This window comes from Chitinivorax sp. PXF-14 (assembly GCF_040812015.1).
Taxonomy (GTDB): Bacteria; Pseudomonadota; Gammaproteobacteria; order Burkholderiales; family SCOH01; genus JBFNXJ01.
Window position 1 is genome coordinate 40,578 of sequence record NZ_JBFNXJ010000003.1, and the last position, 24,347, is coordinate 64,924.

25 protein-coding genes and 1 riboswitch are annotated in these 24,347 nt (G+C 62.8%); of the genes, 8 read left to right on the forward strand and 17 right to left on the reverse strand.

Annotated elements, in window-relative coordinates; all coding sequences use genetic code 11:
- Positions 1-14 precede the first annotated feature (14 nt).
- Together ABWL39_RS04945 and ABWL39_RS04950 are read left to right on the forward strand one after the other, a co-directional pair.
- Positions 15-1,805, forward strand: coding sequence for an ABC transporter ATP-binding protein (locus ABWL39_RS04945; RefSeq protein WP_367787714.1), 1,791 nt, complete (start codon positions 15-17; stop codon positions 1,803-1,805).
- A complete protein-coding gene (locus ABWL39_RS04950; RefSeq protein WP_367787717.1) occupies positions 1,798-3,570 on the forward strand; it encodes an ABC transporter ATP-binding protein in 1,773 nt (590 codons plus the stop codon). Before ABWL39_RS04945 ends, ABWL39_RS04950 begins: the two co-directional genes overlap by 8 nt.
- A 94-nt stretch (positions 3,571-3,664) precedes the next feature.
- On the opposite strand, the gene ABWL39_RS04955 is transcribed toward ABWL39_RS04950, so the two are convergent.
- On the reverse strand, positions 3,665-3,868 hold the full coding sequence (locus ABWL39_RS04955) for a hypothetical protein (protein ID WP_367788240.1): 204 nt from the start codon (positions 3,866-3,868) through the stop codon (positions 3,665-3,667).
- Positions 3,869-3,946: 78 nt separating this feature from the next.
- Here ABWL39_RS04955 and ABWL39_RS04960 point away from each other — a divergent pair, with 78 nt between their 5' ends.
- Positions 3,947-4,276, forward strand: coding sequence for a 4'-phosphopantetheinyl transferase superfamily protein (locus tag ABWL39_RS04960; RefSeq protein WP_367788221.1), 330 nt, complete (start codon positions 3,947-3,949; stop codon positions 4,274-4,276).
- Here ABWL39_RS04960 and ABWL39_RS04965 read toward each other — a convergent pair.
- Positions 4,269-5,156: a helix-turn-helix transcriptional regulator gene (locus ABWL39_RS04965; protein WP_367787720.1), complete on the reverse strand. Its 888-nt coding sequence runs from the start codon at positions 5,154-5,156 to the stop codon at positions 4,269-4,271. The two genes, ABWL39_RS04960 and ABWL39_RS04965, sit on opposite strands and share 8 nt — an antisense overlap.
- 407 nt (positions 5,157-5,563) lie before the next feature.
- Here ABWL39_RS04965 and ABWL39_RS04970 point away from each other — a divergent pair, with 407 nt between their 5' ends.
- From ABWL39_RS04970 to ABWL39_RS04980, 3 genes are all read left to right on the forward strand, one after another.
- Positions 5,564-7,693: a TonB-dependent receptor gene (locus ABWL39_RS04970; RefSeq protein ID WP_367787722.1), complete on the forward strand. Its 2,130-nt coding sequence runs from the start codon at positions 5,564-5,566 to the stop codon at positions 7,691-7,693.
- 2 nt (positions 7,694-7,695) lie between these two features.
- Positions 7,696-8,958, forward strand: coding sequence for an MFS transporter (locus ABWL39_RS04975; RefSeq protein WP_367787724.1), 1,263 nt, complete (start codon positions 7,696-7,698; stop codon positions 8,956-8,958).
- A 337-nt stretch (positions 8,959-9,295) separates the two neighbouring features.
- Entirely contained in the window at positions 9,296-10,204 is a 909-nt protein-coding gene (locus ABWL39_RS04980; RefSeq protein WP_367787727.1) for a LysR family transcriptional regulator, read from the forward strand.
- Positions 10,205-10,349: 145 nt separating this feature from the next.
- On the opposite strand, the gene ABWL39_RS04985 is transcribed toward ABWL39_RS04980, so the two are convergent.
- The 8 genes from ABWL39_RS04985 to ABWL39_RS05020 form a co-directional block, all read right to left on the reverse strand.
- Positions 10,350-12,620, reverse strand: a complete 2,271-nt coding sequence (locus ABWL39_RS04985) for a helicase-related protein (RefSeq protein ID WP_367787729.1) — start codon at positions 12,618-12,620, stop codon at positions 10,350-10,352.
- Between the two features lie 95 nt (positions 12,621-12,715).
- Positions 12,716-13,021 carry a hypothetical protein gene (locus ABWL39_RS04990; protein WP_367787732.1) on the reverse strand — a complete coding sequence of 102 codons (306 nt, stop codon included), beginning with the start codon at positions 13,019-13,021 and terminating at the stop codon, positions 12,716-12,718.
- Between the two features lie 101 nt (positions 13,022-13,122).
- Positions 13,123-14,232 (reverse strand): DUF6094 domain-containing protein, encoded by a 1,110-nt coding sequence (locus ABWL39_RS04995; protein WP_367787735.1) that lies wholly within the window; start codon positions 14,230-14,232, stop codon positions 13,123-13,125.
- Between the two features lie 67 nt (positions 14,233-14,299).
- Positions 14,300-14,956: a hypothetical protein gene (locus ABWL39_RS05000; protein ID WP_367787738.1), complete on the reverse strand. Its 657-nt coding sequence runs from the start codon at positions 14,954-14,956 to the stop codon at positions 14,300-14,302.
- 309 nt (positions 14,957-15,265) lie between these two features.
- The gene (locus tag ABWL39_RS05005; RefSeq protein ID WP_367787740.1) at positions 15,266-15,589 is read right to left on the reverse strand and encodes a hypothetical protein; all 324 of its coding nucleotides are present in this window, start codon (positions 15,587-15,589) and stop codon (positions 15,266-15,268) included.
- A 60-nt stretch (positions 15,590-15,649) separates the two neighbouring features.
- Positions 15,650-16,477: a DUF932 domain-containing protein gene (locus ABWL39_RS05010; protein WP_367787743.1), complete on the reverse strand. Its 828-nt coding sequence runs from the start codon at positions 16,475-16,477 to the stop codon at positions 15,650-15,652.
- Between the two features lie 90 nt (positions 16,478-16,567).
- Complete coding sequence (locus ABWL39_RS05015) at positions 16,568-17,179, reverse strand: DUF3275 family protein (protein WP_367788223.1); 612 nt, start codon at positions 17,177-17,179, stop codon at positions 16,568-16,570.
- Positions 17,180-17,235: 56 nt separating this feature from the next.
- Complete coding sequence (locus ABWL39_RS05020) at positions 17,236-17,790, reverse strand: STY4534 family ICE replication protein (RefSeq protein ID WP_367787746.1); 555 nt, start codon at positions 17,788-17,790, stop codon at positions 17,236-17,238.
- Between the two features lie 426 nt (positions 17,791-18,216).
- Here ABWL39_RS05020 and ABWL39_RS05025 point away from each other — a divergent pair, with 426 nt between their 5' ends.
- Together ABWL39_RS05025 and ribB are read left to right on the forward strand one after the other, a co-directional pair.
- Positions 18,217-18,516, forward strand: coding sequence for a hypothetical protein (locus tag ABWL39_RS05025; protein ID WP_367787749.1), 300 nt, complete (start codon positions 18,217-18,219; stop codon positions 18,514-18,516).
- 100 nt (positions 18,517-18,616) lie between these two features.
- Positions 18,617-18,779: riboswitch (FMN riboswitch) on the forward strand.
- A gap of 185 nt (positions 18,780-18,964) precedes the next feature.
- On the forward strand, positions 18,965-19,573 hold the full coding sequence (gene ribB, locus ABWL39_RS05030; RefSeq protein ID WP_367788225.1) for a 3,4-dihydroxy-2-butanone-4-phosphate synthase: 609 nt from the start codon (positions 18,965-18,967) through the stop codon (positions 19,571-19,573).
- A 116-nt stretch (positions 19,574-19,689) separates the two neighbouring features.
- On the opposite strand, the gene ABWL39_RS05035 is transcribed toward ribB, so the two are convergent.
- From ABWL39_RS05035 to ABWL39_RS05065, 7 genes are all read right to left on the reverse strand, one after another.
- On the reverse strand, positions 19,690-20,055 hold the full coding sequence (locus ABWL39_RS05035; protein WP_367787751.1) for a DUF3085 domain-containing protein: 366 nt from the start codon (positions 20,053-20,055) through the stop codon (positions 19,690-19,692).
- Between the two features lie 65 nt (positions 20,056-20,120).
- Positions 20,121-20,918, reverse strand: coding sequence for a GTPase (locus tag ABWL39_RS05040; protein WP_367787754.1), 798 nt, complete (start codon positions 20,916-20,918; stop codon positions 20,121-20,123).
- A gap of 279 nt (positions 20,919-21,197) precedes the next feature.
- A complete protein-coding gene (locus ABWL39_RS05045; protein ID WP_367787757.1) occupies positions 21,198-21,917 on the reverse strand; it encodes an ABC transporter substrate-binding protein in 720 nt (239 codons plus the stop codon).
- 155 nt (positions 21,918-22,072) lie between these two features.
- Positions 22,073-22,465, reverse strand: coding sequence for a hypothetical protein (locus ABWL39_RS05050; RefSeq protein ID WP_367787760.1), 393 nt, complete (start codon positions 22,463-22,465; stop codon positions 22,073-22,075).
- A gap of 25 nt (positions 22,466-22,490) precedes the next feature.
- A complete protein-coding gene (locus tag ABWL39_RS05055) occupies positions 22,491-22,742 on the reverse strand; it encodes a hypothetical protein (RefSeq protein ID WP_367787763.1) in 252 nt (83 codons plus the stop codon).
- 525 nt (positions 22,743-23,267) lie between these two features.
- Entirely contained in the window at positions 23,268-23,618 is a 351-nt protein-coding gene (locus ABWL39_RS05060; RefSeq protein ID WP_367787766.1) for a TfoX/Sxy family protein, read from the reverse strand.
- An 85-nt stretch (positions 23,619-23,703) separates the two neighbouring features.
- Complete coding sequence (locus tag ABWL39_RS05065) at positions 23,704-24,270, reverse strand: histidine phosphatase family protein (protein ID WP_367787769.1); 567 nt, start codon at positions 24,268-24,270, stop codon at positions 23,704-23,706.
- Between the last annotated feature and the right edge of the window lie 77 nt (positions 24,271-24,347).

The window sequence follows — 24,347 nt, forward strand, 5'->3', positions numbered from 1 at the left end:
TGTGGAGGCGCTGCATGACGAGAAGACGTGCCGACCCGGCATGGTCTGTATTGCTGGACCTGTTGCGTGGCCATCGCCTGCCCCTGGGGCTGGCGTTGTCGCTGACCATCGGGGCGGCCATTCTTGAACTGGTGCCCTACGTGTTGTTGTGCTACTCGGCCACGCTATTGCTCGATCATGCGGCGGCTGGGGATTTCTTTCACTTGGCTGGCTGGATGGCGTTGGCGCTCTTCGGCAAGTATCTGCTGTATACGCTGGCCTACTACCTCAGCCACAGTGCGGCCTATCACATCCTGATGCATACGCGGCAGACGTTGGCTCGGCGCTTGGTATGGGCACCGCTGACGTGGCTGCAACAACATGGTTCGGGGGCACTGAAGAAGCTCCTCATGCAGGATGTCGAGCGGCTGGAACAATTCATTGCGCACCATCTGGTGGAAATGACGGCAGCGATCGTTGCACCGATCCTTGTTGCGGTCGTGCTGTTGTGGACCGACTGGCGCCTCGCCGTGGCGGCGTTGGCTACATTCCCCCTGGCCATCCTGTTTCAGTCTGTCGCCATGCGCGATATGGATTCGTACATGGCCGAGTACCAGCGCGAGGTTGGCGAGCTCAACAGCGCTTCGATTGAATACCTGCGCAACATGCGGGTCATGAAGACCTTCCGCCAGGACGCGCGATCCTTTGCCCGCATGCGTGACGGGCTCAGGCGATATCACGATCTGAGTCTGCGGGTCGCGCGCTGTACCGTTCCCGGCTGGTCGATCTTCATGGTCCTGCTCAATGCGAACATCGTGCTGCTGCTGCCGGTGGGGTTGTGGCTTGCGCAGCATCACCAGATTGCCTTGCCGGAGCTGCTCCTCGCCCTGGTGCTCGGCAACGGCATGCTCAAGCCGTTGTTCAAGCTGATGCGTTTTCAGGCGCAGATCCGCGAGATTCTGGACGGCGTGCGTCGCATGCACCCTTTGCTGGACATGCGCGAACCGGAGCCGCGGGCAAAGGCCACCGTCGAAAGCTTCGACCTGAGCTTCGATGGCGTATGTTTTGGGTATGGCAAAGCGCCCGTACTGCGCGACTTGTTCTTCTCCATCCCCGCTGGCCGGGTCACCGCGCTGGTCGGGCCGTCCGGCGCGGGCAAGACGACGGTGGCAAGCCTGCTCGGGGGATTGATCGAACCGGAGCATGGCGAAATCCGCATCGGCGGAGAGCTCCTTGCGGAAATCGGCGAAGCACAGCGCGCGGGGCTCATCTCGGTCGTGGCGCAGGACACGTTTCTTTTTCGGGGCAGCCTGCTGGAAAACCTGCGTATCGGCCGCCCCGACGCGGACGAGGTCGCAGTGCGCCGCGCCCTGCGCATCGCCCAGGCGGAGGCGTTCGTCGAAGCACTGCCCGATGGCTGGCATACCGAAGTGGGTGAACAGGGCATTAGTCTTTCGGGAGGCGAGCGTCAACGTATCGCAGTCGCAAGAGCGCTGCTTGCCGATACGCCGATCCTCGTGCTCGACGAAAGCACAGCCTTCGCGGACAGCCGTACCGAGCGACGATTTCTCCAGGCCCTGCGCGAAGCGTGTCCAGACAAGACGTTGCTGATCATCGCCCATCGGCTCTACACAGTGAAGGATGCTTCACAGATCGTGGTGCTGCAATCCGGGCAGCGAGTGGACGCAGGCGATCATGACAATCTCTTGCGAAGCTGTTCGCTTTACAGACAGATGTGGCAGGCACAGGCATGGGACGAGGCGTGGGCCATCGGAGCCCAAGGTAATCCTGACATTCAGTCTCCCAGAGAGGCCTTGTATGGCTAGTTTCGTACGTGCCAGCGGCCGCGTGATTCGCGCCAGCGGCCATTCTCCAATGCGCTTTTATGCCGGGCTGGCGCTGCGCGTGGTCGAACGTGCCTTCTCGATCGCACCGTATTTCCTGGCTTGGCTATGGCTGTCGAGGCTGGCACCCTTCACCACGCCAGATACGACTGACATGGGGGCGCGCATATGGGCGGAGCCCGCCGTGTGGCTGGTGGCCCTGCTGCTGGGGCAGATGCTGTTTTCCTACCTGAGCCAAATGAACAGCTTTCGCGGCAGTTACGCGTTGACGGTCGCGTATCGCGGTCGTCTGATCGATCACCTGCAGCGCCTGCCCCTCGGCATATTCGGCCGCCAGCGCATTGGTCACCTGGCCTCGGTGATGACCGACGACGTCAAGCGGATGGAGGACGTGTTCACGCATCTTGCCGCCGAACTGCTGGCCGCCGTGTCGGTTCCCTTGTTGTTCGCCATGGTGCTTGTATGGGGTGACTGGCGCCTGACGCTGGCGCTGCTAATGACATGGCCTCTGGCGCTCGCCGTGATCAACGGCGCCAACAGGTATTTCCTCGCTCGTGGGACGCGCAAGCAGACGCTTTTTCTGGAAACCAGCGGCATGATCGTGGAGTTCATTGGTGGCTTGCGCACCCTGCGCCTGTTCAATCGCGCCCAGGCATGGCTACAACGGCTGGACGATCGCTTTGCTCGGATCCGTCATCACAGCATGGGTGCCGAGGCTTGGGGAGGCGGCTCGGTACAGGCCTATCGCTTCGTCCTGGAAGCGGGTCTGTTGCTTTTGCTGGCGGTGGCCGGATGGCTCGTCGCGCGTGCGGAACTGACACCCGTGACTTGGTTGCTGTTCGTCCTTGTGGCCTACAAGGTGCTGGACCCGTTGCTGGAAGCCGCGGCCTATCTTGTGGAGTTGCGCGCGATGGTGCAGGGCGAAACCCGCCTGCAACGGTTTCTGGACGAATCTCCCTTGAAGGAAGGCGAACACACGGAGGCGTCATCGGGGCTTGCCGTTGCCTTTCATGATGTGGGCTTCGGATACGGGGCGCAGCGGGTACTGCATGACATCTCGTTTGACATTCCAGAGCGGAGTGTGACCGCCATCGTCGGGCCGTCCGGCGCCGGAAAGAGCACCCTGCTGGAGTTGATCGCGCGCTTCTACGACCCGCAGGAAGGCAGCGTCACGCTTGGCGGCGTCGACCTGCGTGCGTGGCGAAGCGAAGCGTTCTACGGGCAACTCGGTTTTGTCTTTCAGGATGTGCAGCTCTTTCAGGGCAGTGTGCTCGACAACGTGCGCATCGGTCGCGAGGGCGCAAGCGACGAGGAGGTCATCGAGGCCTGCCGTCTGGCCCTCTGCGACGATTTCGTCCGGCGCCTTCCCGACGGATATGCGACACGGATTGGCGAGAATGGCCAGCAACTGTCCGGCGGTGAACGCCAGCGCCTGTCGATCGCCCGCGCATTGCTCAAGAATGCGCCGGTGCTGCTGCTGGATGAAGCGACAGCCTCGGTTGATCCTCAGTCGCAGCACGAGATACAGCAGGCCCTCTCGCGCCTGATCGCCGGACGCACGGTGATCGTGATAGCCCACCGCCTGCACACAATTCGCCATGCCGACCAGATTCTCGTGCTGGAGCAGGGCCGTTTGCGGGAACGAGGTACGCACGAGGCGCTACTGGCGCAGGGAGGTCTCTATGCGCAGTTGTGGCGCGAACAGGCAATTGCTTCCACATCTGAATGTCTCGGGGTGTGTGACTGAGCAATTCGTTTCGGCGGGGTCAGGGCTTCTATCCGCGCTGCGTGACACTCCGCCCTTGCGGAACAGTGATGTGGCAGTCGTTTGTGCGCCGGCTTCATGGGCCGAGCGTCTGCCGGTGACATGGCTTGACGCCACCGAGCGGCGGCGTCTCGCCGGCTATCGATTCGCCCCTGATCGGCAGCGCCATCATGCGGCCCATGCACTCAAGCGATTGGTGATCGGAGCGTTGCTTCATCAGTCGCCCCAGCACTTGGCATTCTTCACCGAGGCAAATGGGAAACCCCGCCTTGTGGATCATGCTTTGCACTTCAACCTGTCGCACAGCGGTCAGTGGGTTGCCGTGGCGCTACGCCGGGATGTTGAGGTGGGAATCGACGTGGAGTGTGGGCGACATACCCAGCCCAACCTGCCATGGCCGGCGATCGCGCACCCAGATGATCAGCCGATAGTCGACGACGATTCGTTCCTCTGGGCCTGGACCGTAAAGGAAGCGGTCGCCAAGTGCTGTGGAGAGGGGTTGACGCTTGATTTCACTCGTCTGCGCTTGTGGCGAGGCGAGGAACAGCCCCTTCGCTGCGGCGATGGCAGGCGGCAATGGCAAGCTTGGCACGGCATGCTTGATGCGCACACGCACCTTGCTGTGGCCACCGCAACGGCCTGGTCCCGCCTGCGGTTGGTAACAGTATCCACGCCACTCGTCATCTGATGAGATTGCGACGAACCTCGCGTGGCAACATTCCGAACTGCTTGCGGAAAGCCGCACTGAAATGACTTAGGTTGCTGTACCCCAGCGAGGTGGCAGTTTCAGTGACGCTACGGCTCTGCAACAACCGACGGGCCTGCTCCATGCGCTCGCGCTGGAAGAGCGCATAGACACTGATGCCGAACAGGAGCTTGAAGCCGCGCTTGATCTTGAGCTGGTTCAATCCAGTTTCGCGTGCCAGCTGCTCGATTGTGGGCGGGTTGCTCAGATCGCTGAGCAGGCGCTCGCGAGCGGCGAGCAGCAGCCGGCGCTCGCGCGGCCCGATACCGCTGTCGGATGTTTCTGGTTGCGATGATTGAAGGTGCCAGGCGAGGAATTCCAGTGCGGCCGAATGCACGAGCAACGGCGGGGCATTTTCCTCGGTCAGAAGGCGCCCCACGCGGGCGGCCGCGTCGCGAATGCGCAGGTTGTTGCGGGCGCGAAGCAGGCAGGATTCGCTGCCATGCGCGAAGCACGCACGCTTGCATTCTCCTGCCGCCAGTTGGTCAAGCAACTGGGGGGCGATGCGAAGTTCAATATTGACGCTGCCGGCGTCGCATCTCACCTGAAACCGATTGCCTGGCATGAAGGTCGCCAGGACATCGTCGCGATCAAGTTCGAAGTACTGGCCTTCGCAAGCGACACGGATTGCACCGCGTAACAGACAGCTGAAATGAACGCGCGCGTCCTCCGCTTCCATCATCGGGTTCAGCTCCTGCTGGGTATCGAACACTTCCATCGATACCGCCAACCCCGGCTGCAAGTCGACCGTCTTGACCAGAACTCCGGCCAGTGCTCTGTCTTGGTGCGGGTAGAAGAACTCGGCGGGCCTCAGTACTTGCATGATGACCTCCCGTTCTCGGTCAGGGTACGGCCGGTGTAGCGCTCGGCATGCGCCACCGGCCGATTCACAAGGCAGTTCGAAATGGCCACCTTGAACGAGGCGGCCGACCGTGGCTGATCTGAACACGTCATGCGAGTCACTCCCTTCAGCATCAATTAGTACCGATTCGAGCAATGGATTTCCGAGCCGGGCATTACTACAAATGAGAATCATTTACCATTATTTTCCTAGTTTTTGCCGTGCCCGTCGAGTCGATTTGGATAAGCCGACGGAAACGTGTCGGCGGAGGCTATCTCCGGCGGTTTCCAGGCGTCCTTCATGCCCCAGGTCGGTTGAATAGCCAAGCCACGCGGCTCCGTGCCAAACGTTCGGCGGCGCTTCGTGAACCCGTTTCAGGAGTGCAATGAATGCCGCAACCGATCTACGTGAAGAAGCCGCAAGGCCGCCGAGTCCGACCCCATGCGCCAAGCGCCCTTGCCGTCGCGTTGCTGGCGGCCTTGGCCGCCCTGCCCGGCGCGTCCCTGGCGCAGGGGGCCGCTCCAGCGGTCGAAAAGGGCAAGAGCGCCGTGAGCGAAGGGGCAGTCGAGTTGCCGGCCGTGACCGTGACTGCGGAAAAGACATCCGCAGCCGAACAGGAGGTGCCGATCAGCATGACGGTGGTAAGCGGCGAGGACCTGGAACGGTCCGCCGCGAAGGATACGATCGACATCGTCCGTCAGGCCCCCAACGTGTACATGACCAAGGCCGGCCAGCATTCCAGCGTCGCCTTCATCTCCATACGCGGCGTCACTCCATTCATGGAGGCCGAGCAGCCGATAGGTTTCTTCGTTGATGGTGTCCACTACCGGAACATCGATATGGAGTTGCTGGACATCGAGCGTGTGGAAGTGCTGCGCGGGCCGCAATCCACCCTCTACGGGCGCAACACCGAGGCCGGGGCCGTCAACATCATCACCCGCGATCCGGAACCCTACGGGGAGCATTCGGTGTCGCTGGGCATCGGGAATTACGACCGGAAGACGCTGAGCGGCATTTTCGGAGGGGCGCTGGGGAATCAGGACTGGTCCTACCGCGTGGCGCTGCAGCAGTTCCGCAGCGATGGCTATTTCACCCGCAAGCCGGATGGCGTCAATGACGTCGACAAGGCTGATGACTTCAACGCCCGCTTCAAGGTGCGCTGGAAGCCTGGTGGGGATACCTGGGACGTTGTGGCCACCTACGACGGCCAACGTTATCGGGACGGCTCAACCAACATCGCCACACTCAGTCAAATACGTTCCGATCCGCACACGGTTTCGTCCGACCTCATCGGCTTCAACGACACCGACACGCACAGCGGCACTCTACGCGCAGTCTACAAAGCGCCGTCCTTCACGGTGACCTCCATCTCGGCCTACACCACCGAAGACAAATCGGCGACCTATGACGTCGATGCCTCGGCGTTCGACGCCATGCGCTTGCGCACGGACGTGAACTATTCCCGCTTCACGCAGGAACTGCGCCTGAGCTCCCCGGACGGTGCTTCCGGGCCACGCTGGGTCGGTGGACTCTACTATTTCGACCAGACGGATCACAACAACTTCGACATGAACATGAGCGGATTGGGCTTCGGTGTCCAGTCGGTGCGGACGAAGACGGATACCCGTAACATGGCGCTGTTTGGCCAGGCCACCTGGCCCATGACCGACACGGTCTCCCTGATCACGGGGCTGCGGTACGACCATGAGACAAAGGATGTGGACAACCGTCAGGTCTGGGTCGCCATGGGCAGGGACTTCGGTTCCAGGGAGAGGATGACCTTCAATGCGCGGCTGCCCAAGGTTGGTCTGGAATACAAGCCGTCGTCCGATCTGCTGACCTACGCCACCTATGCCAAGGGGTACAAGGCAGGCGGGCTCAACAATCTGGCGGATCCGGGTCACGAACTCTACGAGCCCGAGTACACAACGAACTACGAGATCGGCCTCAAGCACACGGGCCTGAACAACCGGCTGCAAACCAGGTTGGCGCTGTTCTGGATCGACTGGACCGACCAGCAGGTGGAGGAGCTGGTTCTGTCGCGGTCCAACATCACCAACGCGGGCAAGAGTGTCAGCCGAGGGGTGGAGCTGGAACTGGCCTGGCAGGCAAGCAGAGCCCTGATGCTGCGGGCCAGCGGCGGCTGGAACGATGCCCATTTCGTGAGGTACAAGGACGGCGGCAACGATTTCGCCGGCAACCGTCCGCCGAACGCGCCGGCCTACACCTACAGCCTCGGTGCCGATTACATGTTCGGCAACGGATGGTATGCCCATGCCGATTGGCAAGGCGCCGGTAAAGTCTACTTCGACTCGGCGAATACCAAGAAGCAGGACAGTTATGGCCTGCTCAACATGAAGGCCGGCTACCGGTTCAGCGATTTCGAGGTGGCGTTCTGGATCAAGAACGCGCTGGACAAGGTGTATGTCACCCGCGCCTTCGACATCGGCGGCGGCACCTTTGCCGGTATTGCTGGCGACCCGCGAACCTTTGGCATGACGCTCACGGCGCGGTGGTGATCATGGACAGACCCGTCAAAGCCGCCGAGGGGCGGAAGCTACTGATGATGATCGGCTGCCTCTATCTGGTGCAGGGGTTACCGGTAGGGCTCGCGTTTCAGGCCTATCCCGTGCTGCTCCGGGACGGTGGCGCTTCGCTGGACCTGATCGCGCTGGTGCCGCTGGCCAGCCTGCCGTGGGTGTTCAAGTTCTTCTGGGCCTCCGTCGTGGAGAACCACTGGGTTCGCCCACTTGGTCGCCGCAGAAGCTGGATATTGCCTATGCAGACCCTGCTGGCAGTCAGCCTTGCGGGAATGGCGCTGTTTCCGTTCACCGCCGGCAACGCGCCCGCATTGCTGGTTCTCGTGGCAATGGCATCATTGGTCAGCGCTACCCAGGACATCGCTACCGACGGCTTGGCATCCGAGCAGCTCCACGGCACCGGGCTGGCCCACATCAACACCTTCCAGGTCGCCGGTTTCATGACGGGCATGCTGGCAGGCGGCCCGGGGGCGATGGTGGGAATCGCCACGCTGGGGCATGCGCCCACGCTTCTGGGGCTGGCACTGATGGTTCTGCTGTGCGGCGTGCCCATCACCCTGTGGCGCGAGCCAGATCCGCCGCAAGGACGGGTGTCGGCGCCCGCTTCGCTCAAGGCCTTCTTCCGACGGGCGGGGGCGCTTCCCATGCTGATGCTGGGCATATGCGCCACCATGGGAGGCGCAGTCTCATTCGGTGTGGCGAAGCTGTTCCTGATTGATGCCGGATGGTCTCTCGACGCGGTCGGCATCCTATCGGGCACTGGCAACATGCTGATGATCGTGGCCGGATCTGGCATCGCGGGGTTGATGGTTGTGCGCTTCGGGCCGTGGTCCACTTTGCTGTTGGGGGGAATTCTGGTCGGGGCCAGCTCTGCGGTATGGGTGGTTTTGGCCATGGACCCGCGCCTTGCGGCCCCCACGGCGGTGTGGGGACTGGCGACTGCGAGCGGCCTCGGAATCGGAGTCAGCACCGTGGCGTCCTACACCCTTCTGATGCGCTTCGCCCAGCAGGGCAGGCAGCCCGGCACCGACTATTCGGTGTTCCAGGGGTTGCAGACCCTCGGGGAAGCTCTGGTGGTGGCGGCGGCGACGGCTTTGGCTGCGCGGGCGGGATATGTCGTGGCATTGTCCATCGGCCTCGTGGTCGCTCTGATGCTGATGGCGATGGTCTTCCGGCTACGGAAAAGCTCCCGTCAACCCGACTCGTACACTGAATTGGTTTCGTCGATCGCTTCGTCGACATGATTGGCATGGACGAATCCTCGGCGTTGGCGCCGCTTCCCATGCCTGGACGGGGGATACCGTGATGACATCCGCTTCCACCCAGTCGGCCCCGGTCTGCGCCACTCTGGTGGGAATCAGACACGACCACGGCTTCGGTCAGGGGATGCGCCAGCGGGCCGAAATGCGCACCCTGCCTTCGTCACCGAGCCGGGGATGTGACGGGTGCTGCGTGTCTCGCGGGCGATCCGGCCCATGGCCGATGAAACGGGGCTTGAGGAGCGCCGGTCGCGCGTCCCGGCGGTTCTCGCTCGCATGGAGGAGACCGCGGACCGCCAGTCCTGATGGAGAAGGAGGAGAAATGGACCTTCGACATCTTCGCTGCTTCATCGCCCTGGCGGAAGAGCTCCATTTCACTCGTGCTGCGGAACGTTTGCACATCGAACAATCCCCACTGTCACGAGCGATCAAGGAATTGGAAACTGAGCTGAGGGTACGGCTGTTCGAACGAAATCCCCGGGGAACCCGCCTCACATGGGCGGGGCAAGTGTTCCAGAAGGACGTGCGACGCATCCTTCTCGCGGTGGACCAGGCGACGGCGAACGCGCGAGCAGCTGCTTCCGGCTTCCGGGGAACGCTTCGCATCGCATTGTCCGACGGTGTTGTGCCACGGCGGCTCTCCGAGTTGCTTGCCAGATGCAGGTTGGAGGAGCCGGAAGTCGAGATACGACTCTTCGAGGTCCCTCTCTCCCAGCAGGTGAGAGGACTCCGCAACGACCTGTACGACGCCGGGTTCGCCCGCTCGGACGAGAGCGGAAGCGGACTGATCGCCCGGCCTGTTTGGAAGGATCCGCTCCTGGTCGTCCTTCCCGCGCGCCACCCTTTGCTGGCCTTTCGCGTGATCCCCCTCGACAAGGTAATGCAGTATCCGCTGGTGCTCTGTCACCCCGAGACGTGCGAAGGCCGCCACAGGCAGATCAAACGCATCTTTCGCTCCTCCGGGTTCGATCCGGCGATCGCGGAGCACGTCGCCAGCAACGATGTCATGCTCGCGCTGGTCGCGGCCGGTTATGGGCTCGGCCTGGCCTGTCACGCGCAGATCATCGCGTATCACCGATCCGAGGTTGTTACGCGTCGGCTGGCCGAAGAGTCGCCGATCCTGACCACGTATCTGCTCCGACCGGAGGCGGATGCGCACGCGCAACTCAATCGATTCATCGCACGGGCCATTTCCGATTCCCAGGTCCGCGGTTCAGACTGCGCGGAATGACCCATGCCGCCCGCATCCCGGCGTTCGCCACGCGGCACGATTCCGCCCCCCATGATCGGGTCCCGAATCAAGCGGTCGGCGACGCGGCCGCGCCTCGAAGCGTATTCACGCAAGAAAAATCGGCCCCGTGAAGGGGCCGGAATGATCAACCCACCAACTGCCGCGCCAGCGCCACTTCCACCGAGTCACCATCCTGGTTCAGAACATCGAGCCCGGATTCCGGCACGTCGCCGGAGGTGCTCTGCGACACCATGATCTTCCTGGCCATCAACCCCAGGCAGGTCATCTGCGAGGAGTTGGCGTAGCCAAGGTAGATCACGCGCACCGGCTGCTTCTGGCCGATGCGCCATGAGCGCCGTGCGGCCTGCTGCAGCGAATACACGTTGTAGCCCGACTGCATGAACACGATGGTCGGGAACTCCAACAGGTCCAGGCCGGTCTTGACCAGCTCGGGATTGGTGATGAGCACATCGATGCCGCGGTCCAACTGCTCGGCGATCCAGTCCTCGCGGCGGGAGGCATCCACGCTCGCGCGCAGCACCGCCACCTTGAAGCCTTCCTGCTCCAGCAGCACCTTCAGACGCGACGTGGTATCGCGCGTGCCGGTATAGACCGAATAGACCAGGGTCTTGCGACCTTCCGCCTTCTCCTGCTTGCAGATCTCGATCAGCTCGCGTTCCTTGGGCATCACCTCCAGCTCGTTGAACTGAGCCGGGACGAACGCCAGGGTGTTGCGCGTACGCGGATGCACCACGGTTTCCGACCGGAAGCACGTGTCCGGCCAGGCCAGCAGCACGTTGAGGACCACGCCGAGCAGCGTCGTATCACGCTTCGCCAGGGCCTGCTTCAGCTCCTGGGTCAGGCGACCCGCCAGATCGCGGTAGGCTGCGGCTTGCGCCGTGTCCATCGCGACCTCGCGGAACTCCTCGTCGTAGGGCGGCAGCACGTTGCCACCGATGTCCTTCAACTTGAGAAAGACCGTGAACGGCAGGACGCAACGCAGCACCCCCTTGGGACCGAAGCCCGGCGCCTTGACCGTGCGCACCGATACCTTGGTGCCCTTGGCCGTCTTGTGCGCCGTACCCGTGCTCTCGGAGTAGATGTCCTTCAAGACACCGTGGTCGCGCATGAACGCCATCGCAGCCGACGTCATGCTGCCGCTCTTGGTCGGCCGGTAGCCGTCTTCGATCATCCGCCCCGGCAGGGCTCGGAACAGCAGGTGGAACAGGTCGTCGCCATAGCCGCCCATCAGCGTGCCGGTGAGCAGCAGCGTCTTGCGCGACTTCGCTGCGAGCACACCCATGGCCTGGCCCTGAGCGGAACCGCCGTTCTTGTACTCGTGCGCCTCGTCGGCGATGAGCAGATCGAACGTGCCCTGGGGCAGGTAGCGTTTGATGTACTCGGACGGCTGGTAGCCGCCCTCGCCGAAGCCGAACTCCATGTTCGCCATCGCACGCTCCATCCGGTGAGCTTGCCGATCCGAGAAGACCAGCTCGCCGCGGTCGTCCATCAGGTTGATGAACTCGTGGATGTTGTCCCCGAGCATCGAGGCGAGGAACGCATCACCGAACTTCTGCATCAGCTTCTGTGCGGTGACTTCCCCGATGGTCGGGATGCGTTTCAAGGCTTTGAGCACGGAAGAGGACTGGTCACTGGCGGACAGGCTCCTTGGGCGGATCAGCGTCCACAGCGGTGCGGCGCAATGGCTGCACTTCCTGCGGTACTCCTCGGCTTCCAGCTCGACCGGATTGATCGGCTCGCCGTCGAGGTCGGTGATGACATAACCGCAGTCCGGGCACGCCGCCACGTCGCCGTGCCGGGTCCGATGCCGGGTGAAGACGGGCTTCCAGTGGAAACCCATCCGCATCCGCACTCGACCCAGGACGAAGAACTCCTGACCGCTTGCAGGCACACCCAGCTGCTCGCGCAGCTTCAACAGTTTGAGCAGCGTATCCGGGCCGTTGAGCACCCAGACCTTGGCACCGGCCACCGTCTCCTGGATTTCGCGTCGCCACTTGTAGACCAGGTGGGGTGGCGAGAGCACCAGGGTGCGGCGGTAGCCTTCGGCGTTGAGCACGGCGGCCGTGGCGATACCGACCGTCGTCTTGCCGCATCCCATCTCGCCGTTGACGATCGCGGCGCGTTCGCCACGGTCGACCAGCAATTCGGTGACGGCATGGACTACATCGGCTTGCGCCTGGAACAGCTTGCGCTTGAGGCTTGCGATGACGATCTGCCGATGCGCCCGCGCTTGTCCGGCGTAGACCGGGGGATTGGCACGGTTGAGGGAGTCCAGCAGTTCGTCGCCGAACTCGGTGACGAAGTCCTGCAGGCTGAGGGTGAGAGGAGAAGCGGCCGCTTCGAGCAGGTCTCCCTGCACAGCGGTTTCGGGAATGGTTTCGAGATCGAAGGACATGGTGATGCTCCAAGGTGAAGGGGCACACGCCGCCCCCGCGGGGCGTGTGCCCCGGGGTGGGAAGAAAGGAACGGCGCAGGGCCGCTGGATGCGGATCAGTATTCGCTGGGCAACAGCAGCGTGGTGACGCTGCGATCCCATTCGGTGATGATCCAGAGCTTCAGGTCGGGCGTGACCTGGTAGGACGAGAACAGACGATCCTCGCCGGACTTCAGCGCGGCGTCGTTCAGACGTCGATCGTTGTCGCTCAGGTCGCCCCAGTCGCCATGAAGATGGCGGCGCAGATACGGCACGGGGTTGAGATGGCCTTGCCGGACAAGATCATCGACGCCGATGGTCATGACCACCTGCCCGGGCGAAAAGCGTGCTTGTGATGCGAGGTCGAGAACTGCGAGTGCCATGGTGGTTTCTCCTACTGGAAGAAGGGGCCACGGCACCCCATCGGGACGTCATGACCCCGGTGGGTGGATGAAAGCGACGGCGAACCGTCAGGGAACAGCGATCAGCGGATGGTCAGCACCTCGCCCCGTGTCGGGGAACCTGGCGTCATGTCCCAGGCGCGGATGACCGGCACGAACTTGTCGGTGAGGATGCGCGTCTCGGCCACGGAGCCGTCGTCGCGTTCGGTGTATTCCGTCTGGAGAGTCTTCTCCTTGTGGGTATCACCTTTGACGACGAGCACGCGCCCGGTCCTGGACCTCACCACGCCGGAAATCGCGCCCGCGGCCAGTGCCAGGGCGAGATGCCAGTGCGACAAGGCCCGCGCCGGTGGTCGCAACGACTGCTGCGCGGCACCCAGGTGCGTGTCGAGCGCCGGCCAGAGTCCTTGCAGCCGGCAGACTTCATCGGCGAACTGCTCGGGTTCCATCGTCACGCGGTAGAAATGCTCCGGCTCAGCCTGGGCGGCGGGGACGGTGTACGGCAGGAATGGCCATTCGACCGGCAGCTCCTCGGCTTCGGCATCACCTTGCCCGATCTGCAGCAGCAGACCGCGCGTGGCCTTGACCGAATCCGAAGCCTGGTCGCGTTGGCGAACCCGGCGACCGAAGATCACCACCTGCTTGAACTGCATCTCCACCGCACGGTAGATGCGCAACTCGGCGAAGTGACGCGTCAGCCAGCCGACCAGCTCGGCGTCGAGCACGTAGGACGGCACGATGAAGACCAGCACACCGCCATACTGGAGCAGCGGCAGCGCACGCTGATAGAAAAGCTTCTCCAGCCTGGCGCGGCCCTGGCCCTGGTAGCCGATGTTGCCATTGGCGTCCTTGCTCAGGTCGCCATAGGGCGCGTTGAGCCACAGCAGGCCAAAGGTCTGGCGGGAGATCAGCGTGTCCATCAGGTCGCCGTGGATGCAGCGATCGACCAGTTGCCGTGCGTGACGGGCACGCTCGGCGTCGTACTCGACGGCGAATGCCTTGACCTGCTCGCGTCCGAGGGCATGAGCGGCTTCGGCGATCGCCACGCCTTCGCCGGCGCAGGGATCGAGGATGCACATCGGCCCATCTGCGGGCGCCAGCGCGGTGAGCGCTCTTTCGAGCGTGGGTTCGTCCGTGGGGAAGTACCCGTTCTTGACGAAATTGCGGGCGAGCCGCGGGAACATGAGTGCCATGGGAATCTCCTGGGCATGTCGATGGACGGAAGCGGACATGCGCGTTCGCATGTCCGGTGTGGGGACTTCAAGCCACCGCTTCGAGCGGCAGATCGGAGGCGATCGTGTGCCCGGAGGCGTCAGTGGTGAGTACGTTGCTGCGGATCAGGCCGCCCAGTGCCAGGGTCAGCGCCGGCACGTCGATGGCGAGCCGATGGCCTTCCAATGGCCCGAGGGCGAACGGAAGGCCGGTCAGCATCGATCGCGCCTGCAACAGCTCCAGCACGATGTCGCGCCAGTGGTCAAGCAGCGGCAGCGGGCAGGTGTCCCGCACCAGCGACCACAGCCGGTCGAGCCGGTATGTGGAGTCAAGCGGCAGCAGTGCCAGCGCACTGGCGTTGGCCTTGTCGGGGCGCACGCAGCGACGGTCGAACAGCCACACGTTGGTCAGCGAACCGAACAGCGTGCGCCGGTAGGCGCGGGTGATGCGCTTCTCCAGGTTCTCGACGTTGCCGACGAAGACCGGGACGCTCGCGCCCTGGTCGGTGATGATGTGGAACTGGTCCAGCCCCTGCTCGTCGCGCCCGAGGGTCAGGCGAGCCAGGAATTCCTGGACCGCGGTGTCGCGTGCCCAGATGGAGAGAAAGACCAGGTTGCCGTTCTCGTCACCGATGCAGCCGTCGGCCATCAGGTCGGGGCATTCGTCGATGCGATACAGCGTCTTGGAAGGATGGGTGACAGGCATGCTGTTGTCCTCGAAGGAATCGGAGGCAGCACGGCCCGCCAGGGCAGTCACTGCCCCAAGGGGTGGAAGAAAACGCCGCGAGCGGCTTGGCGAAGAGAACGACCTGTGCGTCGCAACGCACCGGAGCCTTGAAGGTCTTGGCTACCTGGGCATGTTGTCGGCAACGCCGACGGACATGGGCCTAGCCTGCCCTAGTCAACAAGAAAAAGGGCGCGACAAACCGCGAGAGGTTGCGCCCTGTTTGACGACTCTGGCTCGGGAGCTATGGGCCGGGCGTTGGTGCCCAGCCTTTGCTCCAGCCCAAGAGTGTCAGGATTTCTTCGTGATGCGCTTGTCCAGAAACGCGATCAGATCGTCGCGCTTGAACGGTGCCTTGCCGGGGTACTTTTCCATCTCCGCAGCAATGACATCTCGGTTCTTGTTGTTCACCCCGTACCCGTGATCCTTGAGGTACTTGTCGATGAAGTAGCCGACCTCGTAGTGCTCTGTCATTGAGACATAGATGCGATCCAGCTTGCCGATGTACTTCTTGTTGTCGTGATCCGACCAATCGCCGAGTTCAGCCATCCCTGCTGCTCCACAAAGTGAATAGAAATCCTGACGTGGGGACGGCTTCTTGGATTTCAATGGCATGCGTAGGTCGTGAAAAGAAAAAGCGGACCGCGCCACGATGGGCACGATCCGCTTTGGGGGTCAGGCTTTCAGCTTGCGCAGGCCATCCGCGAGCAGCCAGAGTGCCCGGTTGAGCCGGACGTTCTGGTCGATGCCCTGGACAGGCCGTGTGCGCTGCTGGCGCCCGTTGGCACTGCGGCCGCTCAGGCCGCCTTTGACGAGGTTCTCCTGGACCCGGTTGAACATGGACCACAGGTCCGCATGGTTGTCGTCGAAGCGACGGGGACGCAGGATCTGGCTTTCCGTGATCGGCAGGGTCTTGCCAGGTTCGTCGTACTTGAGGACCAGGGCAGACCGGGCGAAGACCTCGGCCTCGCCGTCGTCGAGCGTGATGGCACGCATGGCGTCGCGCGAGTCCTGCACCTGCTCGAAGCCATGCAGCACCTCGTAGGCACCCTCGATCACGTGATCGGTGACGTTGCCCTTGTGAGGCACGCGCACGTCGGCGAACGTGTCGCCGCACACCAGACCGTTCTGGCAGACGAAGCGGAACATGCCTGCCAGCATCTGGTAGCTGCTGGTGCCATCGTGCGAATTGAGCAGGATGATCTCGTTGGCCTCGGCACCGTTGATCTGGCTCGCATGGCGAAGGCGCAGCATGTGCTTGGTGTAGTCGCGGCGGTCCTCCTGGCGCACGCGGGTCTGGCAAACCATGAACGGCTGGAAGCCTTCCGTGCGCAGTTCGGTCAGCACAGCCGCCGTGGGGATATAGCTGTACCGCTCGGAGCGGCTTTCGTGCGGGGTGTCCGCGAAGATGGAGGGCGCGACGGTGCGAATCTGGTCATCGGACAGCGGATGATTCGACCGCAGCACCGGGGAGCGATAAGCGAAGCGGGATGCGAGTTGCATGACGATCTCCTTGGATGAGAGACCGGAGCCCCGCCCCACCGGGGAGGAACCCCGGCGGGTGGTGGAACGCCGCTGGCGCGGCGGTTGGAATCAGGCCTTGGCGAGATGCCAGTCCTGGGACAGCGGAGCGAACTCGTAGCCCAACACACCGAGACGGTCGCGCTGCTGACGCAGGACGCGGCGATCGACGGTGGCGTCGAGCTTGACGATCTCGCCCAGCGGCCAGAGTGCACCGAACAACGCTCCGTCATCTGCTTCGGCCGAGGCCTCGGGAGATGCGGCTGCCGGCTCGCTTCCGAACGGCGTGGTGTCGACCAGGGGATTGCGCGGGGTTCGCGGCTTCGCCTTCGGCTTGGCCTGGGGCGCTGCCGGTGCGGGCGCCTGCGCTTCCTCGTCGATCGGATCGACTTCCTGCGGACTCAGCCGGCGGGCTTCGTCGCGGCTCAGGGCATCGATGTTGGACAGCGTCATCCCGCCCAGGAGGGCGCGGATCTCGATGACCATGCGGCCGTTGGCGTTGTAGGTGGAGGGGCGAATCTCGGCGATGGCGAAATCACCCTCGTACTTGCCTTCGGCGTACTGGTCGAGCTCGGCGTTCTTCACGACGAACTCACCGATGGAGGTCGCGAGACGGCCGACGTTGAAGTCGCCGTTGCGGCCGTGGATGGTCTTGATGGCCAGTTGGCCGGGGATGGTGATCATGAAGGTCTCCTGCTGACGATGAGAAGACAAGGCCCCAGCGAACGGGGCCTTGCGGATCAGAACGACTCGGCAACGGCCAATGCAGGTGCATCGGCAGCGTCGTCGTCAGCGGCATCCACGGCGGGCTTGGAAGGCTCCGGTGCCGGGGCTTGCTGCGTGGCGGGCGCGTCGGGCGTCACAGGGACTTCCGGGTCGCGCTCGTCGGTCTCGGTCGGCTTGGATTCGGCCTTGTAGACGAGCTTGCCGTCGACCTTGATCCAACTGACGAACAGGAGGCGGGCCTTGAGGCTCACACCCTGCTCGCCGGCACGCTTCCCCTTGGAGTAGGTGAAGGTGTCGGTCCACAGGTCGCCCAGGCGGAAGCCGATCATCACCTTCTTCTCGGCGTCGACCGCCTGGACGCAGCGGCGCACCAGGTGCTGCGCTTCCGAACCCGATACGCGCGTGTCGAAACGCACGTACGAGACGTCATCGCTGGGACCGTTCAGGGCCGCGATGTCGCAGGCCAGGAACGCGTCGCCTTTCTTGGGCTTCACCTCGCGGATGCGATTGAGGTACCCGAGGCCGGTGATGTGCAGATCGAAATAGGACTTTTCGGTGGAAGTGGTCATGGTGAATCTCCTGAAGAACAAGGTTGCGGAGACACACCCGACCCAGGCGGGGAAGGTGTGGAACCCCCGCGTGGGTTGATGGAACAGCGTTGTGGCATCGCCATCGGAAACCGATGGGCGTTCGCGCATGGATGCCGGTGCGAACTGGGGTGATCAACGCGGCCGGAACCGCGTCGTAGTCTTGAGGATCGTGGCTACCTGGGCATGTTGCTGACAGGAGTCAGCGGAACATGGCATCAGCCTGCCATTCCTCGGCGTGACGGGCGAGAGGAAATCAGCATCGAAGCCCGACCCGATTCGTCCCTCCATGGTTCTCCTGGAAAAGCGAGGGCTGATGTCGAAATCATGCTGTTTTTGATGGGATTTCCAGTGGCCCGTGGGAAGCCCTCCTTCTATCGTGAGTGCTCTCACTTCTGGAGAACTCCGATGACTGCCGAACATCCTTCGACAAGAGACTCACGCCCCTCTCGATCCCCCTCCGGTCTGTTCCTCCCAACCGGCGTGTGGACGAAAGACCACTTGGTGGTCGAGCAGGAAAAGCAACGCCTTCTTCCATGGCGGACGATACTGAACGACCTGATCGGCCAGGCGCATGATTCCGACGGTGCCTGCACTTGGTACCTGATGGCCGAGGCAGCCCTGGCTCAGATTGATCGAGATCTCGATGACCTCTACGAATGGCTGGAGGCGACCGAACGCGGCAGCTTCGTCCGTGAGGACCCATGACTTTCCAATAAGATTGGTAACTGAGCTACCAAATGAAGCATAGAAGACTTATACGCTGCGAGGGTTGCTGATAGCATTGCTGTCGCTGGCATCCGCCAGCACACGTCTTCAGGGCGGGGTGAAATTCCCCACCGGCGGTATGTCCATGGTGAGCACCCGTTCACCGCAAACGAGCCCGCGAGCGCCCTTCCGCAGGGAAGGGGTCAGCAGACCTGGTGCGAAGCCAGGGCCGACGGTCACAGTCCGGATGAAAGAAGATGTGCGATCGACACCCGCACCGGGCAGGCTTTTTGCGGCTCCGGCCGGGTGCCGTTGTCGTGCGCCCCGAAAACGTCTTCTCAACCTTCCTTAGAGGAGCGTTTGCATGTCCGTTTGTCTTGATCCTTTCTCGAACCCGCCCACGGCGGTTCATCGTCCAACCGATCCGGTTATCTCGCTTCACCACCGCATGCGGCGAGCATTGGACGCGATGCGCGAAGGCCGACCCGTCGTGCTGTTCGACGACGATGACCGCGAAAACGAAGCGGACCTCATCGTCGCGGCCCAGTGCCTGACGGTGGACACCATGGCCCAGTTGATCCGCGATTGCAGCGGTATCGTCTGCCTGTGCCTACCCGAAGAAGTCGCCGACCGGCTGAACCTGCCGCCGATGACAGCCCACAACGGCAGCCGCTACGGGACCGCGTTCACGGTGTCGATCGAAGCACGCGAGGGCGTGAGCACCGGCGTGAGCGCCGCTGACCGACTGCGCACGGTACAGGCGGCGATCCGCCAAGATGCGCGGCCAGAGGATCTGGCACGGCCAGGCCATGTGTTTCCACTGCGGGCACGCACTGGCGGTGTTCTGATTCGGCGCGGCCACACCGAAGGTTCGGTTGATCTGGCCCGGATGGCAGGACTGCAGCCCACAGCCGTGCTGTGCGAACTGATGAACCGCGATGGCACGATGATGCGACGCCTCGATGCCTTGGCCTACGCCGAACGGCATAGCCTGCCTGATCTGACTATCGAGGAACTGGTGGCCTACCGTTCGCTCTGCGAAGGTCTGTCACGGTAAAGGGAATCTCCACGAGACTGTCGCCCTTCGGATTCGAGGGGCGGCCATTGTGCGCCGCAACGGCCGCTACACCAGAAAGGAAGAAGCCCCAGGGAGTGGGGCTGGGGATGGAGCGGTCAATTGCCCTTCCCCATGGGGGCCACGGCCTGCAACGACAGGTGCGTTGCCGTGGCAGACACCTCGAGGTCGCCCTCGCCGCTCAGGATGAGCGTGAAAACGCCATCGTGCGGATCGAAGAACTCGCCGAAGTCGTCGCCACCGAACTCGGTGCGCACCAGCTCCCACCAGTCGTCGAATGCATCGACATCCGGATTGCAGCCGACGGCGTAGGCGATGAGCTTCTGGCGCCCATCCGGATTGCGCTCACCACGCTCTGCCAGGAAGTACACGCCCTGGTCCTTGACCAGGACGACGCGACATTGGTTGACCACCGCTTCGGCAAGCACGGGCCGCAGGTCAGTGCCTCTGAATCGAACAGACATGGAATGGATCCCAAGGAAAAGGAATGAAGGGCCTCCCGCCGCGAGGACGGGAGGCTGCGTGGAGGTCAGTGCCGGACAGGCTTGCGGCCGGATAGGCATTGCACACGAATGCGCCGCCAGTTCCCGTCGTCGATCAGCCGTTCCAGCGTCTGGCCGAGGATGTCGAAGAACACTTCGTCGACCCGATCAACCAGCTCGCCGTCGCGGTGCAGCTCCACCGCGTAGACGTCGAGTCCGCGCTCGTACAGCACGGAGACGCGCCCCTGGAACTTCGCCGTGGCCACCGTGAAGCCAATGGCCGGCGGTGTCGCGATGATGTCCTTGGGCAGCGGATCGACCCAGGTGAAATCCCGCGCGCCGGCATCCACCAGCAGGTGGGTGATGCGCCGGTAGCCGTCGGGCGCAGGCAGCTGTTCCATCTGCTGGATCAGCTCCTGCAACTCGGGGCAGCGGGGCTCGGGGATCGGCAGTTTCGCCGGTGCGGAACCGAGCACGAACCGCTGCACCGTGTACGGCTTGCCGTCGGCGGTGAATGCGGTTTCTTCCTCGGGCGTGTCGGCACGCAGGCCGTCGAAGCGGCGTCGGGCGTACGGTTCGACCTGCACCTTGGCGCCCTCGTCGGGCACCTCGGTCACCAGCGCCCGGTCGAGCACCGCGAACTCGGCGCGTCCCGTCTTGACGACGATGGCCTCGTCGGTGGTGGCGATGACCTTGCCCTCGAAGGGCTTGGGATCGATGTGGAAGCCCAGCGTCGAAACCTTGGGCTGGCCGTCGAAGATGTTGAACTTGAAGGTGCGGACGTTGGAAGGCACATGGCCGCTGACGAGCATCGGCATCTGTGCGCGGATGGCTTGGGTATCCATGGGAGACTCCTTGTGGCAACCAAGGGACTCCCGCCCGCAAGGGAGGTATGTCCCTTGAGGGTGAGGTAGATGGACGCGGCATGCGTCCGGTGGAAGAAACGACCGATGCGGAGACGCATCGCAGCCTCGAAGGTCTCGACTGCCTGGGCATGCTGCCGGCAACACCAGCGAACATGCGGGCAGCGTGCGGCAGGTGCGGGCGCCCGTCGCCCGGAAATCGGCAACCTGTCGCCACCACGTTCCATGGAAAGGAAGAGCCCCGGATGGGGCTCGAAGGTGCTACTCGTCGTCGTGCAAGGGCAATCCGTCCAGCACCGGCGCATCGGCATCGAACACCAGCATGCGAACGTCGGCGAGTGCCGCCAGGTGCAGTGCCTCCACGAGGGACTCCGGCATACCCTTGGCTCGGTGTTCCTGCCGTAACTGTTCGGCGAAAATGCCCTCGACATGCTGTAGGTTGGCATCCGTCCAGGGGGTGGCGATCAGCTTCACGCCGATCGCGGGGCTATACGGGATGCGGAAGGCGACGAACAGAAAGGCGCTCGGCGTGGCGATATCCGCCAGTTCGGCGAGGAAGCGGCCCGCCTCGGGGGTGAGATGGGCACTGCTGATCTCCCAGCACCGGCTGTAGAAGCCCGTCTCGAAGCTCAGTCGCCGCACAACTTCCCGCGCGGCCTCCTCCGAGTAGGTGTCGCCGACGTGCGCGGGCTGGCCGAAGTCTTCACCGCTGATGGCATGGACCACGGTGCGCACCACGCCCTCGCTCTGGTATTGGAGGACCTCCAGGTTTTCGGGAATGTCCTGGCCTTCGGTGATCAGGGCGAAATCGTTGTTGAAGATGCAGGGGAAAAGTGCGACCTGCTCGTCGGGCAGATGTGCCTGGCTGGGATGCAGTGGGCGCCAGGCCGGCGGACAGTCGTCCTCGTAGGTGATGCACAAGGTGCGCTCGATGCGCAGGTTCTGGTAGCCGCGGAGGAATGGGTTGGAATTCGGGGACATGGGATTTCTCCATCAGAGGAAGTGGAGCCCATCCCCTGCCGGGGAGAAAGCCCCAGCGGGTGGTTGAAAAGATGTGGAGGGACATGGCCCCGAATGGGGACGCATGTCCCTTGCGGGGTGGGAAGAAGAATTGGCGGCGACGAAGCGAGTCGGATTCACCAACCGCTGTAGTGCAGCACCAGATCGGCGATGACCTTGCGGCGCTCCAGATCGAGGCCTCCCAAATCGGAAAGTCCCTCGAAACCGCAACGCTTGAGCATCGCGCCACCCTCGCGGGCGTTGTAGAAGCTCACCATCGCAGACAGGAACAAGCGCTGGCCGCCGCTGAGGACATCCAGGGCGTCGTTGAGCATCAGCACCTTGGGGCGCAGATCCCACTTGCTGGTGGCGCGCTGCAGGCCTTCAGGCGTGCCGTCGCCGAACCATTCGGCACCGGCGATTTCCGCACCGCGCTTCCATGCTTCGAGGAAGGCCCGCGGTGCTTCGGCGAAGTGCCGTTCTTCCGCAGCGATCTGATCAACTACGTCTTGGGGCAAAGACTGGTTCATGAAATGGCTCCTGGTAAGTAGGAAGTCAGGGGTGGATGCGTTGCTGCCAGCGACCTGTTGCCAGGGCGTGGTCGGCGGCGTGCTGCGAGCGGAAGTACTCGACGGACTCGCGGGACACCGGGCCGTCTTCATCGGCGGTGCCGATGTAGTGGCCGGCGGCGCTGTGGCGCACCTGCAGAGGCAGGCGCTTGCCGGTGTGGGCCAAAGCCAGATAGCCAATGGCTTTGGCACGGGCCTGTGCAGCGCTCAGCGGCGCCGCTGTGGATGCAAGGGACATGGGGCTCTCCTGGTTGAAGGACCGGGAGCCCAACCCCAAAACGGGAGCGGATATCTCCCGAAGGGTTGAAGAAAGAAGCATCGGCGTCGTGAAGGCGCTCGTCCGCGGTGGGCGATGCGAGGCGAACTGGAGGAGCCAACAGGGAAGCCCTGTCGCAGCCTGATGCCCCTGGCTGCTGGCATGGTGCTGACTGCATCAGCAACACGTGCGGCCAGCATCGGGCCGGCTTGTTGCTCCGTCACTCGGAAATCCGAACTAGGGGTTGCCCAGGTTCCGACCGAAGATCGGGCTAGGCCAAGCGGCTGTCGAACGCGGCGAGATTTTTTTGAGGCGGCTCACGGGTTGTGGAGTGGTCCGCAAGCTGGCGATCAAGCTTGGGATGCAGCCGAAGGGGTTATGACGCTGGTACAGCGAAGCGATTGGCTATCGACGAAGTTCAGCGGCCGCTGCGCAGAAGCGATGGAGGCAAACCGAAAGCGGTGTTTCGGGAGTCCATATAGGATTGTTAGCAGCTAACTTTGGGTGCTAGACCTTCATGGTGTCTTTGGGCGGTGACTTTTTTGCCTTGGGCTTCGGTATGGGAAGTTCGCTTTCCGTAGTTCGAATCAAACGCGAAACCCACTCTCGATCGTCAAGCCGATCTCCGACCAAAAAATAGGGTTTGGCGCCCGGGTACGGGGGCGCTTCGGTCACATTCCCAACCAGTAATCGCCCGCGATCGGTTGGCTTTACAAACAACTGGTTATCACAAACTAAGGCGACAACTTTGCCGTTGCAGTAGACGGCGTATTCACCAAACATTTTTCGGAAGGAGATCGAGCCGGCGTCGCTGATCTGATCGCAGACGTATTCAACGAATTCTAGATCTGAGGCCATTTTTTCCTTATTGAACAAGGTTTGGCGAGTGCGCCGACCAGCAAACTAACAGCTAGCTCAGTGGGCGGCGGTCCGCTGGAGCGGGTTATGTTTTTTGGATGCGATAAACACTGTATTCCCAATACTTTCTAGGCGGTCTCTCGGAGCATAACCACCCCATGCTTCTTAGATATTTTGCGATGAACCAGTTTATCGAGCCGTGTCCAACAAACAACACGGAGCCATGAGCGGAAGCCAAACCGGCCAGATGCTCGGCGCAACGGCGCGCTCTCTCTTTCGCGGCTTTGAATGACTCCACATTCGCTGAATATCCGAATGCCCAAGCAAGCCGAAAAAATACTGACCACATCGGCAAAGAGAGCCTTGGGAAAGGCCACTTTGCATGAGGCATATCCATCTCTCGGAACGTGGCGTCGCAAACGCCGATATGCTTGATACCAAGAACCCCTGCAGACTCCAAGGAGCGTGGAAGGTGGCTGCATACGGTAACAGCGCATTGATTGGCTTGCTCAATTGCCCCTTGCGGAGGCGTGTGCTCAGTGTCGATACCGGAAGCATTGTATTTTTCGACCCAAGCGCCGAACTCTGCCGCATTCAATCGGAGATGTTTGTCGATCTTTGGCTTCCCATGCCTCATTAAAACGATTTGCAACCGAGGGCTCCTGCAACATAAACGCCGACATTGTCGCCCGGCATAGAGGGATTGGTCGAGTCCGTCCTGGCGTCGAA